Source organism: Aquitalea sp. ASV15, assembly GCF_016429115.1.
Classification (GTDB): domain Bacteria; phylum Pseudomonadota; class Gammaproteobacteria; order Burkholderiales; family Chromobacteriaceae; genus Aquitalea; species Aquitalea magnusonii.
Map to the genome: position 1 here is coordinate 33,807 of NZ_JAELTZ010000019.1, position 13,644 is coordinate 47,450.

Below are 13,644 nucleotides of genomic sequence, written 5' to 3' on the forward strand. Positions count from 1 at the left end.
GGCCTATTTTATCATCACACTGTTTTGCTTTATTCGGGAATCAACAAACAAATGAGCGAATATCTGTTTACGTCGGAGTCGGTATCGGAAGGCCATCCGGACAAAGTCGCCGACCAAATCTCTGATGCCATCCTCGATGCCATCCTGCGCGAAGACAAATACGCTCGCGTTGCTGCCGAAACACTGGTCAATACCGGTCTGGTCGTCCTGGCTGGCGAGATCACCACCTCGGCCAATATCGACTACATCAAGGTCGCACGCGAAACCATCAAGCGCATTGGCTACGACAACTCCGAGCTGGGCTTCGACTACCACGGCTGCGCCGTCATGGCCTGCTATGACAAGCAATCGCAAGACATCGCCCAGGGCGTCAACGAAGGTGAGGGCCTGGACCTTAACCAGGGTGCTGGCGACCAGGGCCTGATGTTCGGCTACGCCTGCGACGAAACCCCGACGCTGATGCCTTTCCCCATCTATTACGCACACCGTCTGGTACAGCGCCAGGCCGAGCTGCGCAAGGATGGCCGCCTGCCGTGGCTGCGTCCGGATGCCAAGAGCCAGATCACCTGCGTCTACGACGGTGAAACCGGTCTGCCCAAGCGCATCGACACCGTGGTGCTGTCCACCCAGCACAGCCCGGAAATCGATCACAAGACGCTGACCGAAGCCGTCATCGAAGACATCATCAAACCGGTACTGCCGCCGGAAATGCTGACTGCCGAAACCAAGTACCTGGTCAACCCGACCGGCCGTTTTGTCATTGGCGGCCCGATGGGCGACTGCGGCCTGACCGGCCGCAAGATCATCGTCGACACCTACGGCGGTGCAGCCCCGCACGGTGGTGGCGCCTTCTCCGGCAAGGATCCGTCCAAGGTCGACCGTTCGGCAGCCTATGCCGGCCGTTACGTGGCCAAGAACATCGTTGCCGCCGGCCTGGCACGTCAGTGCCAGATCCAGGTCTCCTACGCCATTGGCGTGGCCGAGCCGACCTCGATTGCGGTGGATACCTTTGGCACCAACAAGATCCCGAACGAGAAGATCGTGGAACTGGTGAAGAAGCACTTCGACCTGCGCCCGAAAGGCATCATCCAGATGCTGGACCTGCTGCGCCCGATCTACGGCAAGACCGCTGCTTACGGCCACTTTGGTCGTGAAGAGCCGGAATTCACCTGGGAACGCACTGACAAGGTCGAGGCCCTGCGCGCAGACGCGGGTCTGTAAACACCAGCCACCGCAGGCAAGACAACAGCACCGGATGAGAATCCGGTGCTTTTTTTTTGCACTGAAACAGGACATGGCCCGCATGACAGACAAAAAAAGAGGGCGCCGAAGCGCCCCTAAGTCCCTTACCACAACAAGTAGATTGGTAGCAGTTAGCTGTTATTCCACACGCTCGCCGTGCAGAACCACGTCCAGGCCTTCACGTTCTTCGTCTTCGGCCACACGCAGACCTACCACCAGATCAATCACTTTGAGCAGGATGAAGGTGATGATGGCGCAGTACACCACGGTTACGCCCACACCCAGGGCCTGAGTCGCCAGGCTGCCTTCGGAACCGCCAATGCTCTTGACTGCGAATACACCGGTCAGCAGGGCACCCACGATACCGCCCACGCCGTGTACACCAAAGGCATCCAGCGAGTCGTCATAGCCCATCATGTGTTTCAGACCGGTAGCACCCCAGAAGCAGACCACACCGGCTACTGCACCGATGATCAGCGCACCTTTCACATCCACGAAACCAGCAGCCGGCGTGATGGCCACCAGACCCGCAACCGCACCGGAGGCAATGCCCAGCACCGACGGCTTTTTCTTGTGAATCCATTCAGCAAAGGTCCAGGCCAGCGCCGCGATACCGGTGGCAACCTGCGTCGTCATCATGGCCATGCCGGCACGACCATCAGCAGCACCAGCAGAGCCGGCATTGAAGCCGAACCAGCCTACCCACAGCATGGACGCGCCAATCAGGGTCAGGATCAGGTTGTGCGGCGGCATGGCTTCCTTGCCAAAACCCACACGCTTGCCCATGACCAGGGCGCAGATCAGGCCTGCGATACCGGCATTGATATGCACGACGGTGCCACCGGCGAAGTCCAGCACGCCCTTGTCAGCCATCCAGCCGCCCGGACCCCACACCCAGTGGGCAACCGGCACATACACCAGCAGCGACCACAGTGCGGTAAAGATCAGCAGGGCGGAAAATTTCATCCGCTCGGCAAAGGCGCCAGTGATCAGCGCCGGAGTAATGATGGCGAAAGTCATCTGGAACATCATGAACACCGATTCCGGGATGGTGCCGGCGGAAGGATGCACTGCAACCTTCTTGGTATCAGCCAGATAGTCCATGCCACTGAGCAGGAAACGGCTCAGATCGCCCAGATAGGGGCTGCCTACGGTAAACGACAGGCTGTAGCCGATAACCGCCCACAGCACGGTGACCAGAGCGGTGATGGCAAAGCTCTGCATCAGCGTGGCCAGCACGTTTTTCTTGCGGACCATGCCACCGTAGAACAGTGCCAGACCCGGAATGGTCATGAACAGCACCAGCGCGGTGGAAGTCAGCATCCACGCCGTATCGCCGGAATTGATGACCTTGAAATCGGCCATGGCCGGGCCGGCCGGCGCATCTGCCAGGACCGGAAGGGCCAGCGCCAGCAGGCTGGTACCCAATGCAGCAAGTTTCTTATTCATTTCATTTCCCCTGTTGAGCGTGGCTTAAACCGCGTCGATACCGGTTTCCCCGGTCCGGATCCGCACGATTTGTTCAAGGTCGAAGACAAAAATCTTGCCATCGCCGATTTTGCCGGTGCGCGCCGATTTCTCGATCGCTTCCACCACCTGGTCTAGCAGGCTGTCATCGATGGCGATTTCCAGTTTTACCTTCGGCAGAAAGTCCACTACGTATTCGGCGCCGCGGTACAGCTCGGTGTGGCCTTTCTGACGACCAAAGCCTTTTACTTCCGTGACGGTAATGCCTTGTACGCCGATGGCGGATAGTGCTTCACGTACTTCATCAAGCTTGAACGGCTTGATCACGGCGGTGACCAGTTTCATGTTCACTCCTTTGTAATGGACCCAGATGTGTATTTGCCTTGCTGATTCAGCTCATTGCACAAACCGTGCCAGCTCGCGATCTGACTGTTTTCCAAGAAATTTCTTTGCAACAACTGGCATTTGCCAAAGGAAACTCGGCATTGGCACCATGGCAGAGCATTTATCATCAATAGACTGCACCGCTTTGGTGCGCCAGGGCAAAACTGCAGGGCGGGAGGGATTTTGCTAAACTCAACTCAGATCATCGAACCATTGTCCAAGGAGAGCTGAAATGTTGAGTCAGAAATTGTTTGAGGAAATCAGCGCCAAGATCAGCGATACCATTGCGGCCAGCCCGGCCAAGGATATCGAAAAGAACATCAAGGCCATGATGGCATCGACTTTTTCCCGTATGGATCTGGTGACCCGGGAAGAGTTTGATGTGCAGCAAGAAGTCTTGGTCCGCACCCGCGAGAAGCTGACTGCGCTGGAAGCGCGGCTGGCCCGGCTGGAAAACCAGCTTTTCCCAGAAGAAGCCCAAGCTCAGACCGAAGCGCAGGCCGAACTGGGTCACTCCTGATCGACGATGGCGCTTGCCGTTGTCGCAAGCCGCGCCCTGGCGGGGCTGCAGGCACCGGAAGTCGCGGTTGAAGTACACCTCGCCAACGGACTGCCGCAGTTCACCATCGTTGGGCTGCCGGATACCGAGGTCAAGGAGAGCCGTGACCGCGTGCGGGCGGCCATCATCAATTCCGGTTTTGAGTTTCCCGCTCGCCGCATTACCGTCAATCTGGCACCGGCCGACCTGCCCAAGGACTCCGGCCGTTTCGATCTCCCCATTGCCATTGGCATCCTGGCTGCGGCTGGCCAGCTGCAGTGCCCGCAGCTGGCCGACTATGAGTTTGCCGGCGAGCTTGCACTCAGCGGACAGTTAAGAGCCATCCGGGGGGCATTGGCCATGGCCTGTCAGACCACTCAGGCAGGCCGGATGTTTTTCTTGCCGCATGACAGTGCGCGGGAAGCTGCACTGGTGATGTCGGGCAAGGTCTACGCAGCCGACACCCTGTTGCAGGTCTGTGCCCATCTCAATGGCGTGCAGCCTTGTGAGTCGGTCCTGGTCAACCAGAACAGTAACACTCCCGTTTATCCAGATCTGGCTGATGTAAAGGGCCAGCTGGCCGCGCGCCATGCCCTGGAAGTCGCTGCCGCCGGCGGACATAGCCTGTTGCTGGTGGGGCCGCCCGGAACCGGCAAGTCCATGCTGGCGTCTCGTCTGCCAGGTATCCTGCCTGCTATGGATGAGCAACAGGCGCTGGAAACGGCAGCAATACAATCTCTGGGGTCGCAGGGCTTCCATACGGCGCAGTGGCGGCAACGACCTTATCGTGCCCCGCACCATACCGCCTCGGCTGTCGCCCTGGTGGGCGGTGGTTCCGATCCCCGTCCGGGCGAGATCAGTCTGGCACATCACGGCGTACTGTTTCTGGACGAGTTGCCCGAGTTTGAACGAAAAGTGCTGGAAGTATTGCGTGAACCTTTGGAGTCACAGGTGATCCATATTTCCCGTGCGGCGCGGCAAGCGAGCTTTCCGGCAGATTTTCAGCTGATCGCGGCCATGAATCCCTGCCCCTGTGGCTATCTGGGACAGCCATCCGGTCGCTGCCACTGCACTCCGGAGCAGATTGCCCGCTATGTCGGCAAATTGTCGGGTCCCTTGCTGGATCGCATCGACATGCATGTGCAGGTGGCCAATCTCAGCGCGACGGAGCTGACCAGTGACCAGCCGGCCGAGGCCAGCGCCAGCATTCGTCAGCGGGTGCAGCAGGCAAGAGACCGCCAGTTGCACCGACAAGGTTGTTGCAATGCCCGCCTGACTGGGGCTGAGCTGGAGCGTCATCTGCATGCCAGCACCGAGGTTCTTGGCCTGCTGGCGCAGGCGCTGGATCGCCTTGGCTTGTCCGCCAGAAGCTATCATCGGATACTGCGCATTGCCCGCACCGTGGCCGATATGGAGGGCAGTGTGCGGCTGGGGCGACAGCATATGCTGCAGGCCATCCAATTGCGACGCAGCGGATTGACCTTATAATGCCGTGAAATATATTTTCACCGGGTTTTAATAGATAATGAGCGGATTGACTGCATGGAAATGGTAGTAGTACATGGCTAATCGTGATGTGAAGAATTCCTCGCGTTCATCGTCCTCCGGACGAGCGCGCACCAGCAGCAAAAGCGGCGGCGGTGGCATGGTGGCAGGTATTGTCATCGGCCTGATAGTCGGTGTTGCCGTCGCCGTTGGCCTGGCGATGTATTTGAATCGTTCCGCCACTCCCTTTTCCAATCTGGAAAAACTGGATCACAAGAATACGTCCGCTGCCGCGTCGGCACCGTCGACGGAATTGCTGGAACCGGGCACCAAGATCGCTGATGTCCAGCCAGCGGCACCAGTTGCCTCGGCACCCGCCAAGGTCGAAGTGGCGCCTGCGCCACCCATGCCTGTCGAGCTGCCTCCGCCTGCGGCCACGCCGCCCGCTGCCAAAAGCAAGCCGGCTGCGCCTGCTGCCAACAGCAGCAAGGATGAGCAGCGATTCGACTTCTACAAGATCCTGCCGGGACAGGTGGATGCCGTTCCTGCTGATGGCAAGGCCAATGGCAAGGATAAGGAACCTTCTGCGGCCACTCCGGCCAAAAAGGTCTACCTGCAGCTGGGTTCTTTCCAGAATGAAAACGAGGCTGACAACCTCAAGGCCAAGCTGGCCTTGCTGGGCGTGGAAGCCAAAATCCAGTCCGTGTCCCTGGCTGACAAGGGCATGGTGCATCGGGTCAGGGTGGGTCCGCTCAGCAAACAAGAGGATGTGGACCGGATACGCTCTCAGCTGAAGCAGGATGGTATCAATGCTGCCGTGGTCAAGGCAGAGTGAACGTCATAGCGTCTAAAGGACAAAAAATGAAAAAGTGGTTGATGATGGGCTTGCTGCTGCTGAGTGGTGCTGCCAGTGCGGCATCCGAGCTGGGGAAGGACTACGTGCTGATGAGCAAGCCGCAGCCGGTGGCCAACCCGAAGAAAGTCGAAGTCATCGAATTCTTCTCCTACACCTGCATCCATTGCTTCCATCTCGACCCGCTGATCAGCGCCTGGGAAAAGAAAAAACCGGCTTATGTCGATTATCACCGTGAGCAGATCGTCTGGCAGAAGCCGATGGAGGGCTTTGCCCGACTGTTTGCCACGCTGAATGTCACTGGCACGATGGAAAAGCTGAACAGCCCGGTGTTTGATGCGGTCATGCAAAAGAAAATCAACCTGGGTGACCCGGCGATCTTGAGCGACTGGCTGAAAAAGCAGCCGGGTGTGAATGTCAGCAAGTTCATGCAGACCTACAACTCCTTCGGCATCAACAGCCAGGTTGCCCGCGCCAGCCAGATCACCCGTGCCTACAATATCGAAGGCACGCCCACCATTGTGATCAATGGCAAATACGCGCTGGCACCTGCCGCACCGGAGCGCCTGATCGAGGTGATGAATGATGTGATTGCCAAGGCCAAGGCGGAAAGCAATATCAAATAAGCTTGGTCCTTCGAGGTGGCGGAGTGTATTTATGCGGCTACTTTCGTTTAGGTCCTTGACGCTGGCTGGATGGTGCGGTAAGATGCATTTCTCTGACGCGGGGTGGAGCAGTCTGGTAGCTCGTCGGGCTCATAACCCGAAGGTCGTAGGTTCGAATCCTGCCCCCGCAACCAAGTTTTCAAGAAAAGACCACTCTTATGAGTGGTCTTTTCTTGTGTGTGCCTGGTGCACGGCAGTATATACGTTCGGTTTGCTGTTCAGAACGTATTCCCTCGAGTCATCTATTTAGGGCCACATTCTTCGGGATGTGGCCCATTCTTTTGGGGCTGCAGTTCTGCGAAAACAAAAAAGCCGCCCGCAGGCGGCTTTTGTCATGACCATGCAGATCAAATGCGTTTTGCCAATTCGGCAGCCTTGCCCACATAAGCAATCGGGGTCAGTTCCAGCAGACGCGATTTTTCTGCTTCGGGAATTTCCAGACCCTTGATAAAGGCGGAAAGTGTCTCGCGGGTAATGCCGTCCTTGCCACGCGTCAGCTCTTTCAGCTGCTCGTAGGGATTGGGCACGCCGTAGCGACGCATCACGGTCTGGATCGGTTCGGCCAGCAATTCCCAGCTACGACCCAGTTCGTCAGTGATGACGGCCGGATTGATTTCCAGTTTGTTCAGGCCCTTCAGGCAGGCTTTCAGACCGAGCATGGTATAGCCGAAACCGACGCCCATATTGCGCAGTACGGTGGAGTCGGTCAGGTCGCGCTGCCAGCGCGACAGTGGCAGCTTTTCTGCCAGATGGTTCAGGATGGCATTGGCCATGCCCAGATTGCCTTCGGAGTTTTCGAAGTCGATCGGGTTGACTTTGTGCGGCATGGTCGAGCTGCCGACTTCGTCCTTCTTGACCTTCTGCTTGAAGTAGCCCAGCGAGATATAACCCCAGATGTCGCGGTTCAGGTCGATCAGGATGGTATTGATGCGCGCCACGACCTGATACAGTTCGGCCATATAGTCATGTGGCTCGATCTGGATGGTGTAGGGATTGAAGGTGAGGCCCAGGCCAGACACAAAACGACCGCACAGGCTTTCCCAGTCAATCTGCGGATAGGCAACCAGATGTGCGTTGTAATTGCCGACTGCGCCGTTGATCTTGCCAAGGATTTCCTGGGCAACCAGCTGTTCACGCTGACGCTTCAGGCGATAGACGGCATTGGCCATTTCCTTGCCCATGGTGGAAGGCGTGGCCGGTTGGCCATGGGTGCGGCACATCATCGGCAGGTCGGCCAGTTCGTGTGCCAGTTGCTGCAGCTTGAGGATCACTTCGTCCAGCGCCGGCAGCACCACGGTATTACGCGCGGTTTTCAGCATCAAGGCATGTGACAGATTGTTGATGTCTTCCGATGTGCAGGCGAAATGGATGAACTCGCTGGCGGCCATCACTTCGGTATTGCCCGACAGGCGCTCTTTCAGCCAGTATTCAATGGCCTTAACATCGTGATTGGTGCGTGCTTCGATGGCCTTTACTTCTTCGCCGTGCTGTACGGTAAAGTTGCTGATGACCTCATCGATTTCGCGGATGGTTGCCTCGGAGAAGGGCTTCACTTCCTCGATGCCCGGCTCGGCAGCCAGCATTTTCAGCCATTCCAGTTCAACCTTGATACGGAACTTCATCAGGCCATATTCGGAGAACAAGTTGCGCAAGCCTTCAACCTGGGCGGCGTAGCGGCCATCCAGCGGGCTCAGGGCGGTCAGCGGGTTCAGATTCATGACGAGGTATTTCCAAGCGTGGTTTGCCAGTCGGGCTGGCAGGTTTCAGTACAAAACAAAACGTTTCAGTCAGGCTGGCGTGTCAGCCTGCGTGCTAGTCCGGCAGCCAGTTTGTCGGCGGCTTCCGGTTTGAAGCGGAAAAACAGTTCGGGTTCGATCATCTCCACTTCCATCAAGGCCAGTTTTCCATGATTGTCGCGGATCATATCAACACGGGCATATAGCACATCAAAAGGCAGTGCCGCCACCGTGGCTTCGGCGAGGCTGCGTTCTTCGGCGGTGGCCTGATGGGGGTGGACGCTGCCGCCATGGTCATCCTGTACCCGGAAGTCGCCTGCTTGTGGCAGCTTGCGGATGGCATGGCTGAATGCCCCGTCGATCACCATCAAAGACAACTCCCCCTGGCTCAGTATGTGCTGCTGGAACGGTTGCAGCATCATGGCTTCACGTTGGATCAGCTCGGCAAAAGTACATTCCAGCCTTGCACTGTTTGCCGCATCCAGCCGATAAGTGTGACGAGCCGAGCCGGACACTACCGGCTTGAGAATGGCCTGCTCCCATGCGCAATCCTGCAGGCACTGCTCCAGGCTGCGGGTATCACCTCTCTCAATGTAGTGACTGCTGACCGTGTTGATGCCTTTTTTTGCCAGTGTTGCCAGATAATGTTTGTCGATATTCCAGTTGATCAGCTCGGCACTGTTGAATAGTGTGGTTTGCCGAGCGACCTGCTGGAGCCAGGGGCCAAACTCGGCAAAGCGCTCAAAGTAGTCCCAGGTAGTGCGAAACAGTATGCAGCGCGTCTGTGTCCAGTCGAAATCAGGGTCATCCCAAGCCTTGCGAGCAACGCGCAAGCCCTGGGCAGCCAGAGCCGACATGACCAGCCCATCTTCATGATGAACCTGGCGGCTATACCAGTCGGCCTCATCCAGCTGGAGCAGGGACTGCTTTGTCAGTACGATGACATCAAACTGCATGCATTTCCTTCACATCAAGAAAAACGGGTGCCTGGCACCCGTTTCGCTTACATCCCGGGCATCATGCCCTTCATGCCACGCATCATTTTCATCAATCCGCCCTTGGCGGAGAACTGTTTCATCATCTTTTGCGTCTGTTCAAACTGGTTGAGCAGACGATTGACCTCTTGCACCGTCACGCCGGAGCCGGCTGCAATACGGCGTTTGCGGCTGGCTTTCAGCAGTTCCGGTTTGCGACGTTCTTCCATGGTCATCGAATTGATGATGCCCTCGATACGGCGCATGGATTTTTCGGCTTCTGCGCCTTGAATGCCCTTGGCCATCTGACCCAGCTGGCCCGGCATTTTTTCCAGCAGATTGGACATGCCGCCCATTTTTTTCATCTGCTGCATCTGTGCCTTGAAATCCTCCAGATCGAAGCCCTTGCCGGACTTCAATTTCTTCGCCATGGCTGCAGCTTCGTCCTGATCGATGCCCTTTTGGACTTCTTCAATCAGCGACAGCACATCGCCCATGCCGAGAATACGGCTGGCAATCCGGTCTGGGTGGAAGGGCTCCAGGCCATTGACCTTTTCTCCCACGCCGATGAACTTGATCGGCTTGCCCGTGATGTGACGGACTGACAGTGCGGCGCCGCCACGCGAATCACCATCCATCTTGGTCAGGATGACACCAGTCAGCGGCAGTGCCTCATTGAAGGCCTGGGCGGTATTGACGGCATCCTGGCCCTGCATCGCATCGACGACAAACAGGGTTTCCACCGGATTGATGGCAGCGTGAACGGCCTTGATTTCAGCCATCATGGCTTCATCGATGGCCAGACGGCCGGCTGTATCGACCATCAGCACATCAAAGAAATGACGCTTGGCATGATCAACCGCGGCACGGGCGATCTCGACAGGTTTCTGCTGGCTATCCGAGGGAAACCACTCAACGCCGACTTGCTCGGCCAGCAGTTTCAACTGCTCAATGGCGGCCGGGCGATATACGTCGGCCGATACCACCAGAATCTTTTTCTTCTGCGTTTCTTTCAGCAGTTTGGCCAGCTTGCCCACCGTGGTGGTTTTACCGGCACCCTGCAAACCGGCCATCAGCACAATGGCGGGCGGAACAGCGGCCAGATTGAGTGCGTCGTTTTTTTCACCCATCAATTTGACGAGTTCATCATTTACCACACCAACCAGAGCCTGGCCTGGTGTCAGGCTGCCCATGACCTCCTGGCCAAGGGCGCGCTCCTTGATCTGGGCGATAAAGGATTTGACGACAGGGAGTGCAACGTCGGCCTCCAGCAAGGCCATGCGAACTTCGCGCAAGGCGTCCTGGATATTGCTTTCGGTCAGGCGGGCATTGCCGCGCAGATTCTTGATGACGCCGGACAGGCGGTTGGTCAGGTTGTCTAGCATGCTGAGTCCTTCTGTCTGCCAACGAGGGACAGGTTGGTGTAGACTTTCAAACTGTCGATTTTACCACGAGCTGCCGGGTTGACGCCCGCAAATGATGGCGCTAACACCATGACTGCTTTTATTTTTGTTCTGACAATCCTGCTCATCTGCGCCTATGGCGGCCTTTCCTGGCACTTTATCGGCAACTGGAAGGGTGTGGCCAGTTTGCCGCGCAACCCCCGTTTCGAGCACACCCTGTTGGGCATTATCTTGCTGCTGCATGCCTATGCCGTGATGTCGCCGCTATCGGAAGGCAGCATGATTTCGCTGGGAGTTGGCCGTGCCTTGTCCGTGGTGGTGTGGATGATGCTGGTGATTTACTGGACCTGCAGCTTCTTCTACCGGGTGGAGGGCTTGCAACTGTTCATGATGCCGCTGGCCATGACGACACTGGGATTTGCGCTGGTTTTCCCTGGCGAGCACATCATGCATGATCTGGGCAACCCGGCTTTTGCCCTGCATGTATTGGTATCCATTGTGGCGTACAGTCTGTTTGCCATTGCCGCCTTGCTGGCGGTGCTGATGCTCTTCCTGGAAAAGGCATTGCATGACAAGCGCTGGTTGTCTCTGGTACGGCAATTGCCACCACTGCTGTCGCTGGAAAAAATGATGTTCCAGGTGATTGGCATCGGCTTCATGCTGCTCACCGTGTCTCTGCTGACTGGCGTGGTCTTTTCCGAAGAGGTGTTTGGCAAGGCGGTGGCCCTGAGCCATAAGACGGTTTTTTCCGTTATTTCCTGGCTGCTGTTTGCGGCGCTGCTGCTGGGCCGTCACTTCAAGGGATGGCGTGGCAAGGTGGCGATCCGCTGGACACTGGCTGGTTTCGCAGCTTTGCTACTGGCTTATATCGGCAGCAAAATGGTCTTGGAGTTGTTGTTGCATCGCGTCTGATCAGCTTGTCGTAGTGGCTTATTCTTTTTGTCATCACTTCCACCTGAAATGAGGAACTGCTTCATGAAAAAACTGTTTGCCATGATTGTGGGTCTGCTGTTTATCTGCGCCTCTGCCTTTGCTGCTATCAATATCAACACGGCTACCCAGCAACAGCTGGAGTCCCTCAATGGCATTGGGCCAGTCAAAGCCAAAGCCATCATCGACTACCGTACCAAGAACGGTGCTTTCAAATCGGTCGATGACTTGAAGAAGGTATCTGGCATCGGTGACAAAACCCTGGAAAAGCTGCGCAAGGATATTGCGGTGAGTGGAGCTAGCGCGGCTCCGGCGGCTGTGCCGGCCAAGGCAGCTGCGCCAGCAGGCAAACCGGTAACGACCAAGAAAGAAGCCTCCAAACCGGTGGCAAAGAAATAAGCATTGATGACCAAAGCAAAGCGCCCCACGGGGCGCTTTGTTGTTATCTAGCTCTTGTTTTTACCAAATAGCAGCAAGGCGCGCTGACGCTGTACAGCATGTTCCACAATGGGAGCAGGGTAGTCGCATTCAAGCTGGAAACCCAGTGGTGGGTTTTTGGCCAACCAGGGGGCATGAATATCCTTGTTGTTAAACGATGCCAGTTCCGGTACATAGCGTCGGATGAACTTGCCTTCAGGATCGAATTTTTCCGATTGTGTTACCGGGTTGAAAATGCGGAAGTAAGGCTGTGCGTCGCAACCGGTCGATGCCGCCCATTGCCAGCCGCCATTGTTGGCCGCGAGGTCAAAATCTAGCAATGTCTCGGCAAAGTAGGCCTCACCCCAGCGCCAGTCGATCAGCAAGTCTTTGACCAGAAAGCTGGCTGCGATCATGCGCAGGCGGTTGTGCATATAGCCGGTTTGTTTCAATTGCCGCATGGCGGCATCAACGACGGGATAGCCGGTGCGTCCCTCCTGCCATGCAGCAAACCACTCTGGTGAGTTTTCAAATTCCAGCTGACGGTATTCTTCTTTGAAGCTGTTGCCCACTACCTGGGGGAAGTGCCAGAGTAGTTGCTGATAGAAGTCGCGCCAGATGAGCTCTCCCAGCCAGCATTCGGCTCCCTCTCCGCCTTGCTGCCAGGCAAATTGCGCCAGTTTCCTGATGGAAACGGTGCCAAACCGCAAATGCGCCGACAGGTAAGAGACCCCTTTTGTTGCAGGATAGTCGCGCCAGTTCTTGTAATGGTTAACACGCAGCATAAAGTCGGCAAAGAGCTGATCCGCGGCTTCACTTCCACCTTGCAAGGCCGTGTGTGCCCGCGTGAAGCCAAGGGTCTCCAGGGCGGGGAGGGGAGCAGTCTGCCAGCGATCCAGCTGCGCCAGTTGGTTTTGACTGGGATAGGACTGAACAAAGAATGGCTCCAGCCGTTTAAGCCAAGCATTCTTATAAGGTGTGAACACGGTATAAGGACGGCCAGCAGCAGTCAGTACCTCGTCAGTTTCAAAAATCACCTGATCCTTGAACAGCTCCAGTTGTCCCGACTGTTGAGCCAGCTTGGCGGCAACCTGTTCATCGCGCAGTATCGCCGCCGGCTCGTAATCACGGTTGGCGAAAACCTTGCTTGCATTCCATTGTCGGGCCAGCTCAGGAATGATGTCCTGTGCCCGGCCATGCGCCACATGCAAATCACTGCCGGCAGCCTGCAGTCCTTGGCGCAAGTCAGCCACGCAGTCCCAGATGAAGGCGATGCGCCGGTCTGCCGGCGGTAGTGGGGCAAGGATGTCGGTGTCAAACACAAAAACACAGCGCACTGCCGCGCCAGACTTCAAGGCATGGAACAGGCCGGCATTGTCAGCAAGGCGCAAGTCCCGCCGGAACCAGAAAATATGTGTTTGAGGCATGATCATGCTCGCTCGTGTTGATGGGTTCAGGGGCTGATGATGCAATTTTTCATCATTTTTGCAACACATTTGCCGGTGTGTTGTTTTTTTGGTTGAGTGCTTTTTGTTGTTTGTTTTTGATAA

13 protein-coding genes and 1 tRNA gene are annotated in these 13,644 nt (G+C 56.7%); 8 read left to right on the forward strand and 6 right to left on the reverse strand.

Going from position 1 to position 13,644, the window contains the following annotated elements; translation table 11 throughout:
• The first annotated feature begins 51 nt into the window (after nt 1-51).
• A complete protein-coding gene (gene metK / locus JHD64_RS10520; RefSeq protein ID WP_059284832.1) occupies nt 52-1,221 on the forward strand; it encodes a methionine adenosyltransferase in 1,170 nt (389 codons plus the stop codon).
• Between the two features lie 159 nt (nt 1,222-1,380).
• Here the strand turns inward: metK and JHD64_RS10525 are convergent, their stop codons facing one another.
• Together JHD64_RS10525 and glnK are read right to left on the reverse strand one after the other, a co-directional pair.
• Nucleotides 1,381-2,691: an ammonium transporter gene (locus JHD64_RS10525; RefSeq protein WP_110313573.1), complete on the reverse strand. Its 1,311-nt coding sequence runs from the start codon at nt 2,689-2,691 to the stop codon at nt 1,381-1,383.
• Nucleotides 2,692-2,715: 24 nt separating this feature from the next.
• Nucleotides 2,716-3,054, reverse strand: a complete 339-nt coding sequence (gene glnK / locus JHD64_RS10530) for a P-II family nitrogen regulator (protein ID WP_059284833.1) — start codon at nt 3,052-3,054, stop codon at nt 2,716-2,718.
• Between the two features lie 271 nt (nt 3,055-3,325).
• Between glnK and JHD64_RS10535 the strand changes: the two genes are divergently transcribed.
• The 5 genes from JHD64_RS10535 (at nt 3,326) to JHD64_RS10555 (ending at nt 6,768) form a co-directional block, all read left to right on the forward strand.
• Complete coding sequence (locus JHD64_RS10535; RefSeq protein WP_199053203.1) at nt 3,326-3,613, forward strand: accessory factor UbiK family protein; 288 nt, start codon at nt 3,326-3,328, stop codon at nt 3,611-3,613.
• Between the two features lie 6 nt (nt 3,614-3,619).
• Complete coding sequence (locus tag JHD64_RS10540; RefSeq protein WP_199053204.1) at nt 3,620-5,119, forward strand: YifB family Mg chelatase-like AAA ATPase; 1,500 nt, start codon at nt 3,620-3,622, stop codon at nt 5,117-5,119.
• Nucleotides 5,120-5,192: 73 nt separating this feature from the next.
• Nucleotides 5,193-5,951, forward strand: a complete 759-nt coding sequence (locus JHD64_RS10545) for an SPOR domain-containing protein (protein WP_059284836.1) — start codon at nt 5,193-5,195, stop codon at nt 5,949-5,951.
• A gap of 26 nt (nt 5,952-5,977) precedes the next feature.
• Nucleotides 5,978-6,595: a thiol:disulfide interchange protein DsbA/DsbL gene (locus JHD64_RS10550; RefSeq protein WP_199053205.1), complete on the forward strand. Its 618-nt coding sequence runs from the start codon at nt 5,978-5,980 to the stop codon at nt 6,593-6,595.
• Nucleotides 6,596-6,691: 96 nt separating this feature from the next.
• A tRNA-Met gene (locus tag JHD64_RS10555) sits at nt 6,692-6,768 on the forward strand.
• A 213-nt stretch (nt 6,769-6,981) separates the two neighbouring features.
• Here JHD64_RS10555 and purB read toward each other — a convergent pair.
• The 3 genes from purB to ffh form a co-directional block, all read right to left on the reverse strand.
• On the reverse strand, nt 6,982-8,352 hold the full coding sequence (purB, locus tag JHD64_RS10560; RefSeq protein WP_059284837.1) for an adenylosuccinate lyase: 1,371 nt from the start codon (nt 8,350-8,352) through the stop codon (nt 6,982-6,984).
• Between the two features lie 65 nt (nt 8,353-8,417).
• The gene (locus JHD64_RS10565) at nt 8,418-9,326 is read right to left on the reverse strand and encodes a RimK family alpha-L-glutamate ligase (RefSeq protein WP_199053206.1); all 909 of its coding nucleotides are present in this window, start codon (nt 9,324-9,326) and stop codon (nt 8,418-8,420) included.
• Nucleotides 9,327-9,373: 47 nt separating this feature from the next.
• Nucleotides 9,374-10,729 (reverse strand): signal recognition particle protein, encoded by a 1,356-nt coding sequence (gene ffh / locus JHD64_RS10570; protein WP_059284839.1) that lies wholly within the window; start codon nt 10,727-10,729, stop codon nt 9,374-9,376.
• A 108-nt stretch (nt 10,730-10,837) separates the two neighbouring features.
• Here ffh and JHD64_RS10575 point away from each other — a divergent pair, with 108 nt between their 5' ends.
• Complete coding sequence (locus tag JHD64_RS10575; RefSeq protein WP_059284840.1) at nt 10,838-11,659, forward strand: inner membrane protein YpjD; 822 nt, start codon at nt 10,838-10,840, stop codon at nt 11,657-11,659.
• Nucleotides 11,660-11,722: 63 nt separating this feature from the next.
• Nucleotides 11,723-12,076, forward strand: a complete 354-nt coding sequence (locus tag JHD64_RS10580) for a ComEA family DNA-binding protein (RefSeq protein WP_059284841.1) — start codon at nt 11,723-11,725, stop codon at nt 12,074-12,076.
• Between the two features lie 47 nt (nt 12,077-12,123).
• Here JHD64_RS10580 and JHD64_RS10585 read toward each other — a convergent pair whose 3' ends face one another.
• Nucleotides 12,124-13,527: a deoxyribodipyrimidine photo-lyase gene (locus tag JHD64_RS10585; protein WP_370540949.1), complete on the reverse strand. Its 1,404-nt coding sequence runs from the start codon at nt 13,525-13,527 to the stop codon at nt 12,124-12,126.
• Nucleotides 13,528-13,644 lie beyond the last annotated feature (117 nt).